The organism is Streptomyces sp. NPDC059718 (genome assembly GCF_042733315.1).
In the GTDB taxonomy this organism is placed as follows: Bacteria; Actinomycetota; Actinomycetes; order Streptomycetales; family Streptomycetaceae; genus Actinacidiphila.
Genome location: NZ_JBHWGA010000013.1, coordinates 1 through 16,837, shown reverse-complemented (window position 1 = coordinate 16,837; position 16,837 = coordinate 1). Strand labels below are relative to the sequence as shown.

Annotated in this window: 20 protein-coding genes; 12 read left to right on the top strand and 8 right to left on the bottom strand. The window is 74.3% G+C overall.

What is annotated here, in order from left to right; genetic code table 11:
- Positions 1-151 precede the first annotated feature (151 nt).
- Both ACFV3E_RS16725 and ACFV3E_RS16720 read left to right on the top strand, forming a co-directional pair.
- A complete protein-coding gene (locus ACFV3E_RS16725; protein WP_500535322.1) occupies positions 152-463 on the top strand; it encodes a hypothetical protein in 312 nt (103 codons plus the stop codon).
- 92 nt (positions 464-555) lie between these two features.
- Positions 556-852: a GYD domain-containing protein gene (locus tag ACFV3E_RS16720; RefSeq protein ID WP_500368782.1), complete on the top strand. Its 297-nt coding sequence runs from the start codon at positions 556-558 to the stop codon at positions 850-852.
- Positions 853-1,217: 365 nt separating this feature from the next.
- Here ACFV3E_RS16720 and ACFV3E_RS16715 read toward each other — a convergent pair whose 3' ends face one another.
- Positions 1,218-1,586, bottom strand: coding sequence for a hypothetical protein (locus ACFV3E_RS16715; RefSeq protein ID WP_500535321.1), 369 nt, complete (start codon positions 1,584-1,586; stop codon positions 1,218-1,220).
- 125 nt (positions 1,587-1,711) lie between these two features.
- On the opposite strand from ACFV3E_RS16715, the gene ACFV3E_RS16710 reads away from it, so the two are divergent.
- The 3 genes from ACFV3E_RS16710 to ACFV3E_RS16700 all read left to right on the top strand — a co-directional run bounded on the left by ACFV3E_RS16710 (position 1,712) and on the right by ACFV3E_RS16700 (position 3,376).
- Entirely contained in the window at positions 1,712-2,278 is a 567-nt protein-coding gene (locus ACFV3E_RS16710) for a hypothetical protein (RefSeq protein WP_500535320.1), read from the top strand.
- 70 nt (positions 2,279-2,348) lie between these two features.
- On the top strand, positions 2,349-2,834 hold the full coding sequence (locus ACFV3E_RS16705; protein ID WP_500535319.1) for a hypothetical protein: 486 nt from the start codon (positions 2,349-2,351) through the stop codon (positions 2,832-2,834).
- Positions 2,835-3,073: 239 nt separating this feature from the next.
- The gene (locus ACFV3E_RS16700) at positions 3,074-3,376 is read left to right on the top strand and encodes a hypothetical protein (RefSeq protein WP_500535318.1); all 303 of its coding nucleotides are present in this window, start codon (positions 3,074-3,076) and stop codon (positions 3,374-3,376) included.
- A gap of 22 nt (positions 3,377-3,398) precedes the next feature.
- Here ACFV3E_RS16700 and ACFV3E_RS16695 read toward each other — a convergent pair whose 3' ends face one another.
- The 3 genes from ACFV3E_RS16695 to ACFV3E_RS16685 all read right to left on the bottom strand — a co-directional run bounded on the left by ACFV3E_RS16695 (position 3,399) and on the right by ACFV3E_RS16685 (position 5,142).
- Positions 3,399-4,133, bottom strand: a complete 735-nt coding sequence (locus ACFV3E_RS16695) for a hypothetical protein (RefSeq protein ID WP_500535317.1) — start codon at positions 4,131-4,133, stop codon at positions 3,399-3,401.
- An 11-nt stretch (positions 4,134-4,144) separates the two neighbouring features.
- Positions 4,145-4,729 carry an RNA polymerase sigma factor gene (locus tag ACFV3E_RS16690; protein ID WP_500368768.1) on the bottom strand — a complete coding sequence of 195 codons (585 nt, stop codon included), beginning with the start codon at positions 4,727-4,729 and terminating at the stop codon, positions 4,145-4,147.
- A gap of 62 nt (positions 4,730-4,791) precedes the next feature.
- The gene (locus ACFV3E_RS16685; protein WP_500535447.1) at positions 4,792-5,142 is read right to left on the bottom strand and encodes a hypothetical protein; all 351 of its coding nucleotides are present in this window, start codon (positions 5,140-5,142) and stop codon (positions 4,792-4,794) included.
- Between the two features lie 207 nt (positions 5,143-5,349).
- Here ACFV3E_RS16685 and ACFV3E_RS16680 point away from each other — a divergent pair, with 207 nt between their 5' ends.
- Positions 5,350-5,571, top strand: coding sequence for a S1 domain-containing protein (locus tag ACFV3E_RS16680; RefSeq protein WP_499512378.1), 222 nt, complete (start codon positions 5,350-5,352; stop codon positions 5,569-5,571).
- 13 nt (positions 5,572-5,584) lie between these two features.
- Here the strand turns inward: ACFV3E_RS16680 and ACFV3E_RS16675 are convergent, their stop codons facing one another.
- Together ACFV3E_RS16675 and ACFV3E_RS16670 are read right to left on the bottom strand one after the other, a co-directional pair.
- A complete protein-coding gene (locus ACFV3E_RS16675) occupies positions 5,585-6,025 on the bottom strand; it encodes an Lrp/AsnC family transcriptional regulator (RefSeq protein WP_500331560.1) in 441 nt (146 codons plus the stop codon).
- A 5-nt stretch (positions 6,026-6,030) separates the two neighbouring features.
- Positions 6,031-7,389, bottom strand: coding sequence for a transaminase (locus ACFV3E_RS16670; protein ID WP_500535316.1), 1,359 nt, complete (start codon positions 7,387-7,389; stop codon positions 6,031-6,033).
- 258 nt (positions 7,390-7,647) lie between these two features.
- Here ACFV3E_RS16670 and ACFV3E_RS16665 point away from each other — a divergent pair, with 258 nt between their 5' ends.
- The 3 genes from ACFV3E_RS16665 (at position 7,648) to ACFV3E_RS16655 (ending at position 11,128) form a co-directional block, all read left to right on the top strand.
- Positions 7,648-8,043, top strand: coding sequence for a nuclear transport factor 2 family protein (locus ACFV3E_RS16665; RefSeq protein ID WP_500331577.1), 396 nt, complete (start codon positions 7,648-7,650; stop codon positions 8,041-8,043).
- A gap of 590 nt (positions 8,044-8,633) precedes the next feature.
- Positions 8,634-8,843, top strand: coding sequence for a heavy-metal-associated domain-containing protein (locus ACFV3E_RS16660; RefSeq protein WP_500535315.1), 210 nt, complete (start codon positions 8,634-8,636; stop codon positions 8,841-8,843).
- Positions 8,840-11,128: a heavy metal translocating P-type ATPase gene (locus ACFV3E_RS16655; protein ID WP_500535314.1), complete on the top strand. Its 2,289-nt coding sequence runs from the start codon at positions 8,840-8,842 to the stop codon at positions 11,126-11,128. Before ACFV3E_RS16660 ends, ACFV3E_RS16655 begins: the two co-directional genes overlap by 4 nt.
- 68 nt (positions 11,129-11,196) lie before the next feature.
- Here the strand turns inward: ACFV3E_RS16655 and ACFV3E_RS16650 are convergent, their stop codons facing one another.
- Positions 11,197-11,622: an SsgA family sporulation/cell division regulator gene (locus ACFV3E_RS16650; protein WP_500368760.1), complete on the bottom strand. Its 426-nt coding sequence runs from the start codon at positions 11,620-11,622 to the stop codon at positions 11,197-11,199.
- A 157-nt stretch (positions 11,623-11,779) separates the two neighbouring features.
- On the opposite strand from ACFV3E_RS16650, the gene ACFV3E_RS16645 reads away from it, so the two are divergent.
- Positions 11,780-12,997, top strand: a complete 1,218-nt coding sequence (locus tag ACFV3E_RS16645) for a winged helix DNA-binding domain-containing protein (RefSeq protein WP_500535313.1) — start codon at positions 11,780-11,782, stop codon at positions 12,995-12,997.
- 74 nt (positions 12,998-13,071) lie between these two features.
- On the top strand, positions 13,072-13,260 hold the full coding sequence (locus ACFV3E_RS16640) for a hypothetical protein (protein WP_499512385.1): 189 nt from the start codon (positions 13,072-13,074) through the stop codon (positions 13,258-13,260).
- Positions 13,261-13,318: 58 nt separating this feature from the next.
- Here the strand turns inward: ACFV3E_RS16640 and ACFV3E_RS16635 are convergent, their stop codons facing one another.
- The gene (locus ACFV3E_RS16635) at positions 13,319-15,787 is read right to left on the bottom strand and encodes a D-alanyl-D-alanine carboxypeptidase (protein WP_500535312.1); all 2,469 of its coding nucleotides are present in this window, start codon (positions 15,785-15,787) and stop codon (positions 13,319-13,321) included.
- 253 nt (positions 15,788-16,040) lie between these two features.
- Here ACFV3E_RS16635 and ACFV3E_RS16630 point away from each other — a divergent pair, with 253 nt between their 5' ends.
- Positions 16,041-16,751 (top strand): GOLPH3/VPS74 family protein, encoded by a 711-nt coding sequence (locus ACFV3E_RS16630; RefSeq protein WP_026251155.1) that lies wholly within the window; start codon positions 16,041-16,043, stop codon positions 16,749-16,751.
- Positions 16,752-16,837 lie beyond the last annotated feature (86 nt).

The window sequence follows — 16,837 nt, the reverse complement described above, 5'->3', positions numbered from 1 at the left end:
GCCGAGGATGACGGCAACAGAGCGGCATGTGTGAGGACTTCGGCCGGAGCGGGCGGCCTGACCCCGGCCCTGGTCGTGCCTGGGGCACGGGGGAAGGTCCTCGGGCCTACCGGCCGGGGGTGGGGCCGGTGCCTCGTAGTACGTTTCCGCCGTGACAGCGTGGATCATGTTCGCTTGCGGGGGCCTCAGCGTGATTGCGGGGGCGCTCACCCTGAAGGGCCGGCGCACGGCGCAGTACCGGGATCCGCGCAAGGCGGGATGGGGTGGCGTGGCCATGGGCGGCGGGTTCGCGCTGGACGGGGCTTCACGGTTGGCGGGCTGGTCCAGCGGGGCGCAGTGGGCCGCGAGCGTCGTGGCACTCGGGCTCGTCCTGCTCGGCGCCGCCCTGCAAGTGCACGGCAGAACCGACCTGAAGGCCCGCCCTCACGACAGCGAGGCCTGGCGGCAACGGCATCCTCGCTGATCGGGCGACGGCCGCCCCGCGCCGGATGCGGCCCGTCAGCGGCGCACATACGCTGTGAGGGGACGCTCCTCTCTTTGTCGAGGTGAGACATCGTGCCGCTCTACATCGCACTGTTGAGCTGGACCGACCAGGGGATCCGCGCCTACGCCGACACGGCCGACCGGGCCGATGCCTTCGGCGACGCCCTGCGGGGTGCCGGGGGGCGGCTCGTGGACATCTACTGGACCGTCGGGCCCTACGACCTCGTGGCGATTCTCGAGGCGCCCGACGACGAGACCGCCGCCGCGGCGCTGCTGCGGCTCGGCGCGATCGGCAACATCCGCAGCACGACCCTGCGGGCCTTCGGGCGGGATGAGGTCGAGGGCATCATCGCCAAGGCCTCCGCTTGAGGAACGAGGGCTTCGCCGCAGCGACTTCGGTCAGCGTGCCCGTGTGAGCACGGCACGTCCGCGGCGACGGGTGGAAGCCGACTTCCCGGCCCCCGGGGCGGCTGCCGGTGTGCTCGCGCTCCTGGAGGGGTTCGTGGACGAACTCCGCGCCGGAGCCCGGGACGACGGCTGGGCGGACTGGGCGGAGCGCGTCCAGGCAGCGGTCGTACTGCTCGCCCGGAGCAGCGTCGGCCGGCTGGGGGACGCGATGTCCTCCGGGCTCGTCGACTGGCGCGATCTGCTCGTGGGCGTCGGAACTGGCCGACGGGGACCGGCCCGCGCGGCTCGACCGCGAGTGGGGACCGCGGCGGCCCGGGTGAGCGGGGTCAGCGGCCGTCGGCGGCCTGCTCGAAGAAGGAACCGCGCCTCAGCCGCTCGTAGGAGGGTTCCGCCCGCGCCATCCACGCGTCCACGTCCGCGGCCATGGACGGGAACCGCTCCTTGAGGGGTGCGGCCAGGGCGGCGATCTCCTCCCAGGAGTCGGCGAGATACGTCTCGTTCTCCAGGCCGATCGCCACGGCCGCGCGGAACGGGTCGTCGGACCGCAGCCACCGCTTCGCCACCTGGACGATGCGGGCCACGTGCTCCGCTTCGATGATCCACGACATGGAGAGGAGCTGTTCGGAGACGTAGCCGGGGACGACGCTGGGGGCCCGGTGGTCGACGAGGAAGTCCATGACCTGCTCGACGTCCATGGATCAGCCCCTTGGCTCGGCCGGTTCCCTTGACCGGCGGGGTCACATGCTAGATGTGGCGGCCGGGGCCGGGCGGGAACTTTTCGGCGGGGGCCTGAGTCCGTACCCCCCGGGAGGGGTTGCGTGTGGCGGGTGGCAAGGGGCGGGGACGGCGGCTCGGGGTGTCCCTGGGCGGTGCCGGGCTCGCGGCGGTGGCCGCAAGTGTCCTGTGCTGGCAGGCCGTTCCGGGGGCGCCGGAGGTCGATCCCCGGCTGGAGCGGGCGGTGCTGCCCGTGGTGGACCGTTATCTGACGACGGACCCGGCGGGCCCGCTCGGCGAGACCGAACTGCGTGGGGAGGACGGTTCCGTGCCGCACGGCTTCTGCACCGAGCGGGTGATCGAGATCCGCCGTGCCGGCGGCGGGCTGCGGGTGGGTCTGGCGGCCTGGTGCGGGCACTACGTACGGAAGGGCGACGGCGTGACCGCGCTGGACGGGGTCGTCACCCTGGGCGTGGTGACGGTGTCGCCGGCCTCGGCGCCCGCCCGGGTCGGCGACACCGCGTGGGAGCCGGACGGGGATGCCACCGCATGGACCCGGGCGAACTTCTCCGCCGGGGGTGCCGCCGAGGCCCGACGCCTCATGTCCGACGGCGGGTCGCAGCTGACCGACCCCGAGGCCGAGGCGCGGGCGGCGTTCGGGCTGCCGGGCTGACCGGGCCGGTTGTCAGTGGCGTCTGCTCCACTGGTCGTGGTGGTACCAGGAAACGGCAGGGGGGTGCGCGATGGGCGTGCGGTACGACTACTTCCACACCACCGACCGCGGCACGGCGATCGACTGGGCGGTCGGGCCGGACCGGCGCGGGTATCCCTGGTGGCGGCTCGACGAGGTCGGGGCCGACTGGTTCGAGATGAAGGGCCTGGATCCGGTCGTCGTGCTCGGGCAACTGGTCGCCTACGCGCGGGGAGCCGGGTTCGAGGCCGGGGACGACGGACCCGAGCCGGCGCGGCCCGAGCCGGTGTGGCCCGAGCCGGCGCGGTGGCACGCGGAGCCGGGGCTGTTGATCGAGGAGATACCGGGGGCCTGGCGGGACACGCTCGCGGCCGTCGGCGACGAGGCCCTGCCGGGGATCGCCGCGCGATGGGAGGGCATCGAGGAGGTCCGCTTCGGGGACCGCCGGGAGGCCGAGGAGTGCGCGCGGCTGTTCGTCGAACTCGCCCGGCGGGCGCGGGCGGCGGGCCACACCCTGTACTGCGTCGCCTGCCTCTGACCGGCTCCCGGAAGGGGATGTGCGAATAGGGCGATTCCTCGCTTTCCGCTCCGCCGTGCGGTCCGCCTGACTTCGGGCGGCCTGAGGGTGTTGACCTGCGTTGCGGATCATCACAAGATGGCCGCGTACGGCTCTCTGCCAAGCTCGCCGGCCGGGCCGTCCTCGACCGCTTCGCCCGTCGGTACGGGCAGGCCGGTGTGCGGTCCGGCGCGTCCGGAATCCTGGAAGGTCACGCGTACATGCAGAGCTACGCCTCGGCGCAATTGGCATCACCTGGCACTTACTTCCAGACGGCGGCGTTCTGCTGCCTCGTGGCGATCGTGCTCATACGGGCGGGCCGCGTGTGGCGCCGCGCGGCGCGGGGCCTGCTCGCCCCCGACGAGCCGGTGCGCGTGGAATCGGCTCCGGCTGCGCCCGGTCCGGCGTCCTCGCCGGCGCGGGGCGACCGGACAGTGGGGCGGGTCTACCTCTGCTTCGGCTGGTTCCTGGTGCTGGGAACGGTCGTCAACCTGGTCAACGGCGTCCGCTCGGTGTGGGGCTGAGGGTCCGCCGGGCCCGGCGCGGTCAGCGGCGGCGGCCTCCCTCCGGGGTCTCCGGGCGGACCGGCGGAGCCGTGACCTCGGGGGCGCCGGTGAGCCGGGCGCAGTAGGCGGGCACGGCGGCGGCGTCGCCGGCCGCGCGTTCCAGCCGGGCCAGGGTCGGGGCGTTGACGCTCTTGTGGTGCTCGGCGGCCTTGACGTACGTCTGGCACAGCCCCTTCAGCCCGGCGTCCGTAGGCGCGGCGAGCGGGGGCACCGAGGCGTGCGGGCCGCGTGACGGGACGGGCGGGGTCGTGAGCGGGGCCGTGGGCGCGGCGGTGGTGCCGCGCGGGGACGCGGTGCGCGTGCCGCCGCCCGGGCCCGCGGGAGCGGAGGACGGCGCGGGCGACACCGGCCGGGGTCCGGCCGTGCCCGGGTGGAAGGGGCCGGGGAGCGAGCCGGTCTGCGCGGCCACGGCCACTCCGCCGAGGGCGAAGGCCGCGGCGAGTCCGCCGAGCGCCGCCCTGGTGCGCCGGGCGGACCGGGCGCGGCGGGCCCGCCTCCGGCCGTGGCCATCACTCGTGGCGGATCGGGCCTCCCGGAAGGCCGCCAGCACGGCGCGCTCGCGCTCGGGGTCGCCCGGCAGCGGTGCCGCGGCGGCCGTGAGCAGGCGTGCGAGGGCGTCCGCCGGGTCGTCGCCGGCCGCGCTGCGGTCCGCGTCGAGGAGGCGCTCGGCCCGGGCCGCGTCCATCCGGTCGTCGTGTGCTCGGCTGTTCCTCATCCGTCAGTCCGTCACTTCTCCATGGCGCCGTCGAGGCGCTCCGCGAGGCGTTTCAGGCCCCGGTGGGCGGCGGTCCGCACCGCTCCCGGGCGCTTGCCGAGGACCTTGGCCGCGGCGGGGGCGTTGAGCCCGACCACGACCCGCAGCAGCACGGCCTCGGCCTGGTCCTGGGGCAGGGTCGCGATCAGTTCGAGCGCGCGCCGCGTGGACAGGTTCTCCAGGGCGGTGCCTCCTGCGTCCTCGAGGGTCGAGGGCTCGGCGGTGCGTTCCTCCAGGGGCGCGGTGCGCGGCCGGGCCCTGGTCCGGCGGAGGTGGTCCAGGGCCCGGTGCCGGGCGATGGTGGCGGCCCAGCCCCGGAAGGCCTGGCCGCCGCCGCGGAAGCCTCGCAGGTCCCGTACGACGTCGTGCCAGGTCTCGGAGGCCACGTCCTCGGCGTCGTCGCCGACCAGGCCGTGCAGGTAGCCCAGGAGCATCGGATGGACCTCCCGGTAGAGGGCGCCGAACGCGGTCTCGTCGCCGGCGCGGGCGCGCTGGACCGCGTCGCCCAGTTCCTCCTCGCCCATCCGGCCGCGCCGGCGGACCTCCGCCTTGCCCACTGCGTCCTCTTCGTGCTCGTCGACCCCGTGCCGCCGCCTGCCGCGCCGCGGCGCGGCGGGCGTCACCCCTCGGCCCGGCCCGCCACGGAGAGGCAGAAGAGGCGCAGGCTGTCCACCGGCCCGTTCTCGTAGCGCTTGACGGCCTTGCCCAGTGGGTTCCACACCCTTCCGTCGGGCGTCCGGATACCGAACGGCTGGCCGAATGTATCCCGCTGTTCCTCGTCGAAGTCCACCCAGGTCGCCCCTGCGGTGCGGACCAGCACCTCGCCCGTGTAGGCGCCGAAGCCGCGGAGCGTGGGGGTGACGGCCTCGAGGGGCGGCTGCTCGCCGCGGATCGCCTCGATGACGCGGTCGACCAGGCCGAGGCTGACCGGGGAGTAGTCGAGCCTGACACGGGAGCCCTCCCTGGCCATGGACACGACATCCGCGGCAAGACGAGGACCCAGAACCGTCGCCGGTGGATTGCTCACGCCCTGCTTCATCGTGCCCCTTCGCTCCGTCGTCCCCGTCCGCGTGTGACGCGTGTGGCTACTGAGTGGGGCGCGCCGCGCCGCGAAAGCGTTACACCGGGCGGCGGAGGCGACGGCGCCCCGTGGCGCGGACGCGCTTAGGCTGCGGACATGGCGAACGCGACCGTACGCGAGTGGTACGAGGAAGAGGGCTGGGGCGTGCTGGACTGCCCCGAGACGCCCGGGGGGTGCTTCGCCCACTACAGCGACATCGAGATGAACGGCTTCCGCACCCTGTCCGCCGGCCAGTCGGTGGCCCTGGAGTGGGAGGCGCCCGGATTCGCGCAGGACGGGTACGACTACCGCGCCCTGCGCGTCGTCCCTAAGGGCTGACCGGGCCCGCGGGTCAGCCCACGTCCCACAGGAAGCGGTGGGTGTGGATGCCGAAGTACGGGAAGGTGTCCACCCCCGCGACTCCTTCGACGGCCCTGACGACGTCGTTGACGAAGTCCAGCAGGTCGGACGGGCCCGGGCAGACGACCTCGGCGAAGAGGGCGTAGGGCCCGGCGGTGAGGACCGCGTAGACGACCTCGTCCCGGGCGGCGAGCGTGTCCGCGACCGCGCGCGGGTCGCCGTCCACGCGGACGCCGAGCAGCGCCATCGCCTGCCCGCCCATGGCCATGGGGTCGGTGACGCCCACGACCTGCACGACCTTGCCGTCGATGAGCCGCTGCAGTCGCTGGCGGGCGGCGGACGGGGAGAGCCCGACCTTCGGGCCGAGGTCCGCGTAGGGGATGCGGCCGTCGGTCTGGAGTTCGCGGAGGATGGCGCGGTCGATGTCGTCCACGGGGTTCAGCCTGCCAGTTCGGCCAGCGCACCGGCGAAGAGGGCGGTGTGGGTGTCGACGTCGCCTTCGGTGGTGGCCGGGCACATCAGGGCCATGTTGTGGAACGGCGTCATGAGGATGCCGCGGTTGGCCAGCCACAGGTGCAGGAAGTCCTCCAGGTCAGGGTCGGATACGGCCGCCGACTCGGTGCCGTCGCGTGGCGCGGGCGCGGCGAAGCGGTATTCCGTACGGGCGCCGAGGCGGCTGACGGACCAGGGCAGGCCGTGCGCGGCGACGGCGTCGGCGACGCCCCGCTCGAAGCGGGCGGCGAGGGCGGACATGCCGGTGAAGGCCTCGTCGGTGAGGACGTGTTCGAGGGTGGCGCGCATGGCGGCCACGGACAGGGCGTTGCCCGCGAGGGTGCCGCCGACGCCGCCCATGTCGACCAGGTCGAGGTCGCCGCGGGACAGGAGACGGTCGGCGAGGTCGGCGGAGAGGCCGTAGGCACCGGCCGGTACGCCGCCGGCGATGGCCTTGCCGATGGTCAGGATGTCGGGGTCGAGGTTCCAGGCGGCGGTGGCGCCGCCCGGCCCCGCGGAGAAGGTGTGGGTCTCGTCGTTGATCAGCAGGACGCCGTGCCGGCGGGTGATCTCGCGGACGCCCTCCAGGTAGCCGGGCTCGGGCAGCACGATCCCGATGTTGGTGAGGGCGGGCTCCATCAGGACGGCGGCCACGTCCCCGTGGGCGAGCTCCCGTTCCAGGCCCTCCAGGTCGTTGAACTCCGCGACGCGGCTGGTCAGCGTGACGTCGCAGGGCGCTCCGACGTTGCCGGGGCGGCTCGCCCCGCCGCGGCCGCCGGGGCCGGTGACGATCAGGGACTCGTCGACGCTGCCGTGGTAGCAGTAGCTGTTGAAGAGGATCTTCTGCCGTCCGGTGACGGCCCGGGCGAGCCGGATCGCCCAGCGGTTGGCGTCGGTGGCCGTCAGCGAGTACGACCAGCGGGGCAGCCCGAAGCGGCGGGCCAGTTCGGCGCCGACCCACTCGGCGTCCTCGGTGGGCAGCATCGCCGTGGCGCCGCCCTGCTCGCGGTAGCGGCGCTCGATCGCCGCGGCGACGGGCTCCGGGGAGTGCCCGGCCATGGCGCCGGTGTCGCCGAGGCAGAAGTCGACGTACTCGTGGCCGTCGATGTCGGTCACACGGGCGCCGCGGGCGCCGGCGAGGTAGCGGGGGAAGGCTCCCGCGTTCTTGTTCATCCAGGTCATCGGCACCCGGCCGAACAGGTGGTCGGCCGCCTCGTACGCGGCCCGTGACTTCGGGTTGCGGGCGGCGGCCTCGGCGGTCTCCCGGGCGAGCAGTTCCTTCAGACGGGTGCGATCGACGGACATGGGGCCTCCTCGGCGACGGACGGCTCCGACCATACGCGTGATTCCATCGCTGATCCATCCCCTGACACGTGATTCGATCGCGCGAGCTATCGAATCCCCATCCGATGGCCAGTGTGAGGGCCACCCAGACCTGCCGGGCGGAGCCGGCGGCCCGGCCGGCGATCCGTCACGGCCGCAGCGGGTGCGCCCGCCGGGGACCGGTGCCAGGGTGGCTGGTGTCGGTCGGTGGACGGACGGCAGGGAAAGGCGGCGATGGCCATGGCGGGACACCCGCACGCCATGCTGGTCCACAAGGTGTACGCGGCGCTGACCCGGGGCGACATGGACGCGCTGGCCGGGCTGCTGGCCGGGGACGCGGCCCACCACTCCCCCGGCGACCATCCGCTCGCCGGTCACTACAAGGGCCGGGACGAGATCATCGGCTACTACCGCAGGCTCGCCGAGGAGACCGACGGCAGCATGCGGGTCCAGTTGCGGCAGGTGCTCGTCGACGGCCGGGGCCACGCGATGTCCCTCCACCACCTCACGGCCGAGCGCGGGGGCGGGTACCTCGACCAGCCGGGCGGCATCGTGTTCCGGATCGTCGGCGACCGGATCACGGACCTGGACGAGTGCGTGGGCGACCTCGACGCCGCCAACCGTTTCTGGTCCTGAGCGGGCAGGCGCCCCGGGGCCCGGTCTCACGCCGTGACGGTGAAGACCTTCACGCTGTTGCTCACCATCGACCGCAGCGGCTCCGGCTCTCCGGGCGCGGCGGCCGCCCGCAGGCCCGGGAACCGTTTCGAACAGCGTGGGCAGCGCAGTGCGGCCCGTACCCGAAGGCGAGGTGGTGGCCGGCGGGGCGGGTGACGTCGAAGCGGCCGGCGTCGGGGCCGTGCCGCTCCGGATCGCGTCCGGCCGCGGCGCAGGAGGCGGAGGAAGGCGTCGCCCCGGGGGATGACGGTGTCCCGACCGGGATGTCCTCGACGCTCGACGCGCGCGACCGGGCCGAGGGCGCGCAGGGCCGCGTTCTCCCCGTGCTGGTCACGGCCGAGCGGGTCAAGGCGCAGCGGCGCGGGCCGAGTTGTCATGGACGGCATCGTGACGTGCGCCCGCGGGAGGGCGGAACCCCGCGCCACACCACCCCCCACTCCCCCACCCTCCCCTTCCCCGATACCCCTAGGGGGTATAGTTTGGTGGTGGGTGGACGGCACGGCGCCCGACGCCGTACACCGGAACACGCACAGAACGCACGAGGAGAACCCATGTCTGTCAGCTACAGCGTCTCCGGGATGAGCTGCGGTCACTGCGAGTCCGCGGTCAGCAAGGAGGTCTCGACCCTCGCCGGTGTGACCGGCATCACGGTGGACGCCAAGACCGGCCTGCTCACCATCGACTCCGACGCCCCCCTGGACGAGGAGGCCGTCCGCGCCGCCGTGGACGAGGCGGGCTACGAACTGGTCGGCCGGGCATGACCCTCCCGGATCAGCAGCAGGTCACCCCGCGGATCGCCGCGCAGGCCGCCCCTGCGGGCGTCACCGAGCTCGAACTCGCGATCGGCGGGATGACCTGCGCCTCGTGCGCGGCCCGGATCGAGAAGAAGCTCAACCGGATGGACGGCGTCACGGCCACCGTCAACTACGCCACCGAGAAGGCCAAGGTGGCGTTCGGGGACGGGATCGGCGTCGGCGACGTGATCGCCATCGTCGAGGCCACCGGTTACACCGCCGCGCTCCCCGCCCCGCCGGTCACCGACGCGTCGCGGGAGGAGCCGGAGTCCGCGCCCGGCGAGCTCACGGCGCTGCGGCAGCGGCTGCTGACCGCCGTCGTGCTCGCCGTGCCCGTCATCGCGATGGCCATGGTCCCGGCCCTGCAGTTCCGCAACTGGCAGTGGCTGTCGCTCACCCTGGCCGCGCCGGTCGTGGCGTACGCGGCATGGCCCTTCCACCGTGCGGCGTGGACCAACCTGCGGCACGGCGCCACCACCATGGACACGCTGATCTCCATGGGCACGCTGGCCTCCTTCGGCTGGTCGGTGTGGGCGCTCTTCTTCGGCGACGCGGGCGTGCCCGGCCTGACGCACCCCTTCGAGCTGACCGTCGCCCAGGGGCACGGCTCCGCCAACCTGTACCTGGAGGTCGCCTCCGGCGTCACCGCCTTCATCCTGGCCGGGCGCTACTTCGAGGCCCGTTCCAAGCGCCGGGCGGGCGCCGCGCTGCGCGCCCTGATGGAACTGGGCGCCAAGGACGTCGGCGTGCTGCGCGGCGGGCGCGAGGTACGCGTCCCCACGGCCGAACTGGCCGTCGGCGACCTGTTCGTGGTGCGGCCGGGCGAGAAGGTGGCCACCGACGGCGTCGTACGGGAGGGCACCTCGGCGGTCGACGCCTCGATGCTCACCGGCGAGTCCGTACCGGTCGAGGTGGGGCCGGGCCGGGCCGTCACCGGAGCCACGGTGAACGCCGGCGGCCGGCTGGTCGTGGAGGCCACCCGGGTCGGCGCCGACACCCAACTGGCCCGTATGGCCCGCCTGGTGGAGGACGCCCAGAACGGCAAGGCGGCGGCGCAGCGCCTCGCCGACCGGATCTCCGCGGTGTTCGTCCCCGTCGTCATCGGGCTCGCGCTCGCGACCCTCGGCTTCTGGCTCGGCAACGGCTCGGGCCCGACCGCCGCCTTCACCGCGGCCGTCGCCGTGCTGATCATCGCCTGCCCGTGCGCGCTCGGACTGGCCACGCCCACGGCGCTGATGGTCGGCACCGGACGGGGCGCGCAGCTCGGCATCCTCATCAAGGGGCCCGAGGTCCTGGAGACCACCCGGCGGGTCGACACCATCGTGCTGGACAAGACCGGCACGGTCACCACCGGCGCCATGACGCTGACCGGCGTCCACCTGGCCGAGGGCGAGCGGGAGGACGAGGTGCTGCGCCTGGCCGGCGCCCTGGAGCACGCCGCCGAGCACCCCATCGCCCGTGCGGTCGCCCGGGCGGCGGAAGAGCGCACCGGCCCGCTGCCCGGCGTCACGGACTTCCGCGCGCTCCCGGGACTCGGCGTCCAGGGCACCGTCGACGGCCACGAGGTCACGGTGGGCCGCCAGGAACTGCCCGAGCCGCTCCCGGCAGGGCTCGCCCGCGCGAAGGCGGAGGCCGAGGCCCGCGGCAGCACGGTGGTCACGGCCGCCTGGGACGGCCGGGCCCGCGCCGTGCTCGTCGTCGCCGACGCCGTGAAGCCGACCAGCGCCGACGCCGTCCGCATGCTGCGCGGACTGGGCCTCACCCCGGTGCTGCTCACCGGCGACCACGAGGCGGTGGCCCTGGCCGTCGCCGCCGAGGTCGGCATCGACGCCGCCGACGTGATCGCGGACGTCATGCCGGAGGACAAGGTCGCCGTCGTGGCCCGGCTCCAGCGGGAGGGCAGGTCCGTCGCCATGGTCGGCGACGGGATCAACGACGCCGCCGCGCTGGCCCGCGCCGACCTCGGACTCGCCATGGGCACGGGCACGGACGCCGCCATCGAGGCGAGCGACCTGACCCTGGTCCGGGGCGACCTGCGGGTGGCCGCGGACGCCATCCGGCTGTCCCGGCGCACCCTGGGCACGATCCGGGGCAACCTCTTCTGGGCCTTCGGCTACAACGTGGCGGCCCTGCCGCTCGCCGCCGCCGGGCTGCTCAACCCGATGATCGCGGGCGCCGCGATGGCCTTCTCCTCGGTCTTCGTGGTCGGCAACTCGCTGCGCCTGCGCGGGTTCCGGCCGCTCGCGCGCTGACCCCCACGGCCGCCCCGGGCCGTGGGGGCGGCCGCCGGCCGTGGGGCGGTCACTCGCCGTGGGGGCGGTCACTCGCCGTCGGCGTCCAGCAAGGCGGCGATGACGGCGTCCATGTCCAGGTGGCGCAGTTCCTGCCCGGGCGGCACGGCCTCGTACACCCGGGCCAGGAAGCTCCGCAGACCGGAGGTGCGCACCTCCACGAGGGCGGTGCCCTCGTCGGTGCGGAACTCGATCGCGGTGTGCTCCGGCCCGTTCGGCCGGATGTGCACGTCGCCCTCCCCGGCGGGCTCGTACAGGCCCGTGGTGAGCAGCCCGCGGGCGAAGACCCAGGTCACCTCGGCGCCGTCGAGGGAGACCTCCGCGGGGAAGGTGATCCGGGCGGCGAGCGGGTCGTCGCGGCGGTAGCGCAGGGTCGCGGTGATCTCCCGGCCCCGGGGCCCCGAGCGCGGGGTGCGCAGACGGGCCCTGACGATGTGGTCGATGTCGGTCAGCATGGCCTTCCTCGGCAGGCGGGCGGTGCGCTCCGGATGCGTTCCGGTCCACCGGGAGAGCGCGGACGGCCGCTGTCCTTACGCGACTTCCGGCTCCGATTGTGTGATGTACGTCACAGGTGGCCGGAGTCGCTGTCGGTGGGCCGTGCCACGATGAGCCATGGACGCACGACGGACGGTGGGGGCGGACGAGCGGCGGCGCCGCATGGCGGTGCGGCACCGGCTGACGCCGGAACGGCGGGCAGCGACCCCCGAGGAGGTCACCGAATCGCTGGTGGCGCTGCACGGCACGGACCCGGCGACGGTCTACGTGTCGGCCGCCGCCAGGATGCGCGAGCCCGGCGCCGCGGCCCTGGACCGGGCGCTGTACGAGGACCGGAGCCTGACCCGGCTGCTCGCGATGCGGCGGACGATGTTCGTGGTCACCACCGCCTCGGCGCCGGTGGTGCTCTCCGCGGCGGCCCTGGCGATCGCCGCGCAGGAGCGGCGGAAACTGCTCAAGCACCTGGCCGACGGCGGCGGCTGGGACGAGCGGTGGCTGACCGAGCTGGAGGAGTCCGTCCTCGCCGCCCTGACCGGACGCGGCGAGGCGACGGCCGCGCAGCTCGCCTCCGACGTGCCCCGGCTGCGCGAACAGGTCGTGGTGGCACGCGGCAAGCCGTACGAGGCCACCCAGGCGGTGTCGACACGCGTCCTGCGGGTGCTGGCGGCGGAGGGCCGCATCGTCCGCAGACGGCCGGTGGGCGGCTGGACGAGCAGTCAGTACCGCTGGGCCCCGGGCACGGTGGCCCAGGCGCCTCCCACCCCGCAGGCACGCGTCGAGCTGGTGCGCCGCTGGCTGGCCGCGTACGGGCCGGGCACGGAGGCCGACCTGAAGTGGTGGACGGGCTGGACGCTGACCGAGGTCCGCAAGGCCCTGGCGGCGCTCGGCACGGAAGAGGTCCTGCTCGACGGGGAGACCGGCCACGTGCTGCCGGGCGACGGAGGCCCGGTCCCGCCGACGCCACCGTGGGCGGCGCTGCTGCCCGCGCTGGACCCGACGCCGATGGGCTGGCAGCGGCGCGACTGGTACCTGCCGCAGGACGAACGCGAGCGGGCGGCGCTGTTCGACCGCTCGGGCAACATCGGCCCGACCGTGTGGTGGAACGGGCAGGTCGTCGGCGGCTGGGCGCAGCGCGCCGACGGCGAGGTCGTCCACCGGCTCTTCACCGACCCGGGCCGCGAGGCCGTCGCCGCGATCGAGGCCGAGGCCGCGCGGCTGCGGGGCTGGCTGGACGGCGTCCGCGTCACGCCCCGCTTCCGCACCCCGCTGGAACGCGAGTTGTCGGCCCAGGCGGCCTCGGCGGCTTCATCGGCCTCGACGGCTTCACCGGCCTGAAACACCGTCACCGCGGGTATGCCGCTCATGACGCCCGGTGACCGGCCGGGCGCGGACCGGGCGGAGGTGGACCGATGGAACAGGTGGCCGTGTTCTGCGGCAACTGCGACTGCGGCTGTCCCACGCTGTACGTGGACGAGACGGCGCCGGCCGACCAGCGGGTCGTGCTGACCGACGACTTCGGGCAGCGGGTGCGGATGAGCGCCGAGCAGTTCCGCTCGCTGGTCGAGGAGGCGAAGGCGGGCCGGCTGGACCACGTGTAGCGGTCCGGCCGGCCCGTCCTCCCGATCGCCCGCGCACCGCGGGCGGGGCCGACCCGGGTCAGGCGACCCGGGTCAGCTTCGAGCCGAAGGAGGGCTCGACGAGGGCCGACTCCAGCACGACCGGGACCCGGATCACGCTGTCGCCCTTGCCGACGACGAGTTCACCGACCTGGTCACCTGCCTGCGCCGCGTGCGGCAGACCCCCCTTGCCGGTCTCCACCGAGATGTCGACCTTGAGGCCCGTCCAGCCGATCGCGGTGACGTCCTTCCCGGCCACCACCGGGGTACGCCCGCCGAGGCCGTCGTCGACGTAGCCGACGACGTCGCCCTTCTTGATGATCGCGGCCGAGGCGAGCGCGTCCCGCGTGCCGTCGATCAGGGTGCGGCTGCGGCTGAGGACCGTGTCGATGATCGGCGCCTTCTGCTGGTCGAGCATCGCGCCGACGATCAGCTGCTTGGTGCCGCCGATCGTGCGGTAGGCGGCGAAGAGCAGGTTGCCGCCGGCCTTGGTGCTGGTGCCGGTCTTGATGCCGACGATGTCGTGGTAGCCGGCCAGCTGGTTGTAGTTCTTCTGGTCGGCGCCGTTGATGTCCGTGTACTGGATCTTGGTGGCGATCTCCGCGAAGACCTCGTCCTGCATCGCCGCGTGCCCCAGTTTGACCTGGTCGCTCGCGGTGCTGACGGTGGTCGCCTCCAGGCCGCTCGGGTCGGTGTACGTCGTGTCGTCCATCCCGAGCTCCTTGGCGGCGGCGTTCATCTTCTTCACGAACGCCTCCTCCGACCCCGCGTCCCAACGGGCCAGCAGGCGGGCGATGTTGTTGGCCGAGGGCAGCATGACGGCCTCCAGCGCCTCGTACTCGCTGAGCTTCTGCCCGGCGGTGACGGGGACGACGGACTCCGACTCCTGCATGCCGCTGTGGTACTGGTCCTCGGCCTTCTGGTCGACCTCGACGGTCTCGCCCTTGCCGCCCTTCTTGATCGGGTGGTCGCGCAGGATGACGTAGGTCGTCATCACCTTGGCGACGCTCGCGATCGGCGTCGGCACCTGCTCGCCGAACTCGCCCATGCGGCCCAGGCCCTCGGCCTCGACGACGGCCTGGCCCTCGCTGGGCCACGGGAGCGCGAGTTCGTCGCCCTTGAAGGTGTACGAGGTCTCGGCGGTCAGGTCCAGCTCCGGCTCGGGCAGCGGGCGCAGCGCCTGAGCCACGCAGAAGGCCACGATCAGCAGCAGGACCAGCGGGGTCCAGATCTTGATCCGCCGCACGGTCGTGCGCAGCGGCGTCTGCGGCGGCGGCGGCGTGTTCGTCAGTTCCGCCAGCAGCCGCAACGGCTCGTCGGGGTCGGGCGGCAGCGGCATCTGCTTCGTCCGCGAACCGCCGCCGGGCTCCGTGGTCCGCGCGGTCTCCACGGGCGCCGGAGCCTGCGGGACCACGGCCGGGCGGTCGTCGGTCCGCAGCGGGACAAACGTTCCGCTCGGCCGGGAAGGCGTCGCGACGGGCGCGGACGCGGAGGGCGCGCGCAGGGTCAGGGTGCGGTCCCTGACCGGCGTGCCGCCGCCCTCGGTGCGGGGCGCGCGCAGCGTGAGCGTGCCCTCCCCGGCCCTGGGGCCGCCGTGTCCGCCCCCGGACGCATCGCGCGCCCCGGGTCCGACCTTGACGTCTCCGGGGCCCTGTGAGGGGCCCTCACCGCCGTCGTCCCCGTGGCCGTCCGACGGCGTGGCGTCCCGGGACTCCCCGGGAGCGTCCTCCGCGGAGTCGTCCGGGGCCTCCTCGCCCGCGTCGCCGGCGCCGTCGTCCCCGGACTCCGCTTCGGCGTCCGCCCCGGTCCGCTCGTCCGTCCCCGCGGAAGGCCCCTCGCCGCGGCCGGTCTCCCCGGCGGCGGAAGGTTCCTCCGCCTCGGCCCCGGAGTCCGCGGACTCCTCGGAGTCCTCCGGCTCCACGGCGTCCTCGGCGTCCACCGCGTCCTCGGGCTCCTTTACGGGCGTCCCGCCGGCGGAGGGTTCCGCGGCGCCGTCCCCGGAGGCCTCGTCCTCGGCGCCGTCCCCGGAGGCCTCGTCCTCGGTGCGGTCCTCCTCGGTGCCGTCCTCCTCGGTGAGGTCCTGCGGGCCGTCCTCGGTGCCGACTTCGGCCTCCGCCTCGTCCCCGGCCCCGTCCTCGTCCCCGTCCGTACCGGATTCCCCCGTGCCCGCCTCCTCGGCGACTGCGTCGTCGGTACGGGATTCCGCATCGTCCCCCGCGCCGTCGGCCGGAGGGGCGTCCTCCGCGTCCGGCGTAGCGTCCTGCGGCCCGCCGTCCACGTCCGCTCCGTCATCCGGCGTAGCCGAAGCACTCCGATCCGGCTCCGGCACGCCCTCCGCTTCGGGCGGCTCCGGCGCGAACTCCGGGTCCCCGGTGGCCGGTTCCGATGCGCCCCGGGGCGCTCCCACGACCCCGCGGAAGACCGACAGCCTCGGATCCACCGCCCCGCCTCCGGTCGCCTCCCCCGACAACTCCTGCTGCTCCGCCCTGCCGGGGGACTCGCCCGCCACCGGACCTCCTCCACACTTCGCGCGGTGCGCCGCCGCGGCGCCCCGCTCACCCTTACACCAGTTTCCAGGCCCCTGCTGTGAAGCCGCCGCGGGACCCGCCGTGGGACGCCGACGGCCCCCCGCGAGCCACCGCCGCCCTCGGTGCTAGACGAGAACGACATATGAGTCGGTTCCCGCACGAACGGGCAAGGCGCTCTCGACAGGCCGGTGTGAGAGGCGTCACCCTGTCATTCATCCACGCGGGGAGGCATGGATGGGCAGGAGCCGCAGAACACTTCCGGAGGAGCTACTGCTTCTCGCCTTGGACCCGGCCACGGGTACCACGGCGCAGCCGCAGTCGCTCGACCTCGGTCTTGCAGGAGCACAGCTAGTGGAGCTGGCCCTCGCAGGACGGATAGCCCCTGACGGGGATCGTATCGCCGTGGTGCACCCACGGCCGACAGGAGATCCGACCCTGGACTCCGCGCTCGAACTGCTGCGCCGTCGTGGCAGCCCCGTGCGCGCCGTCCACTGGATCGGCGGGCCCCGCCTGGGGCTGCGCCAGACGTATCTCACGCATCTGGAACGGTGCGGCATGGTGCACGCCGTGCCGGGGCAGATGTGCGGGGTGCTGCCGACCACGCGCTATCAGGCGACCGACAGCGAGGTCAGCCGGGAGATCAGGGCCCGGCTGGACAGTGCGATCCGCACCGGGGTGCCACCGGACCCGCGGACCGCCGCACTCGCCGCGATCGCCCATGCCGTGGGGCTCGGCAAGCACCTGTACCCGGGCAACGAAGGCCGGTCGTCCCGATCGCGGCTCCGTGACCTGATCAGGTACGACCCCATGGGCGGCCTCGTCGCGCACGCCGTGATGGACGTGCAGAACGGTGCCGCCGCGCAGCCGAAACGCGCCCCCGCCCAGGGGCGTCCGGCGGCGGCCAGGGCGACGGGCCACGGCATGGTCCGCGCCGGCGTCCGCTGACCCGGGGTGTCCGGCGGCAGGGCCCGGACACCGTGACGACCGCGATCCCACCGCAACCGCCGCGCGCGGGGCGGCGACCGGCACCG

Excerpts from the sequence above, each read along its gene's own strand:
- ACFV3E_RS16715 (WP_500535321.1), bottom strand. The coding sequence starts at position 1,586 with ATGGACGTCGAGCAGGTCATGGACTTCCTCGTCGACCACCGGGCCCCC.
- ACFV3E_RS16705 (WP_500535319.1), top strand. The coding sequence starts at position 2,349 with ATGGGCGTGCGGTACGACTACTTCCACACCACCGACCGCGGCACGGCG.
- ACFV3E_RS16700 (WP_500535318.1), top strand. The coding sequence starts at position 3,074 with ATGCAGAGCTACGCCTCGGCGCAATTGGCATCACCTGGCACTTACTTC.
- ACFV3E_RS16695 (WP_500535317.1), bottom strand. The coding sequence starts at position 4,133 with ATGAGGAACAGCCGAGCACACGACGACCGGATGGACGCGGCCCGGGCC.
- ACFV3E_RS16685 (WP_500535447.1), bottom strand. The coding sequence starts at position 5,142 with ATGGCCAGGGAGGGCTCCCGTGTCAGGCTCGACTACTCCCCGGTCAGC.
- ACFV3E_RS16680 (WP_499512378.1), top strand. The coding sequence starts at position 5,350 with ATGGCGAACGCGACCGTACGCGAGTGGTACGAGGAAGAGGGCTGGGGC.
- ACFV3E_RS16670 (WP_500535316.1), bottom strand. The coding sequence starts at position 7,389 with ATGTCCGTCGATCGCACCCGTCTGAAGGAACTGCTCGCCCGGGAGACC.
- ACFV3E_RS16665 (WP_500331577.1), top strand. The coding sequence starts at position 7,648 with ATGGCGGGACACCCGCACGCCATGCTGGTCCACAAGGTGTACGCGGCG.
- ACFV3E_RS16660 (WP_500535315.1), top strand. The coding sequence starts at position 8,634 with ATGTCTGTCAGCTACAGCGTCTCCGGGATGAGCTGCGGTCACTGCGAG.
- ACFV3E_RS16655 (WP_500535314.1), top strand. The coding sequence starts at position 8,840 with ATGACCCTCCCGGATCAGCAGCAGGTCACCCCGCGGATCGCCGCGCAG.
- ACFV3E_RS16650 (WP_500368760.1), bottom strand. The coding sequence starts at position 11,622 with ATGCTGACCGACATCGACCACATCGTCAGGGCCCGTCTGCGCACCCCG.
- ACFV3E_RS16645 (WP_500535313.1), top strand. The coding sequence starts at position 11,780 with ATGGACGCACGACGGACGGTGGGGGCGGACGAGCGGCGGCGCCGCATG.
- ACFV3E_RS16640 (WP_499512385.1), top strand. The coding sequence starts at position 13,072 with ATGGAACAGGTGGCCGTGTTCTGCGGCAACTGCGACTGCGGCTGTCCC.
- ACFV3E_RS16630 (WP_026251155.1), top strand. The coding sequence starts at position 16,041 with ATGGGCAGGAGCCGCAGAACACTTCCGGAGGAGCTACTGCTTCTCGCC.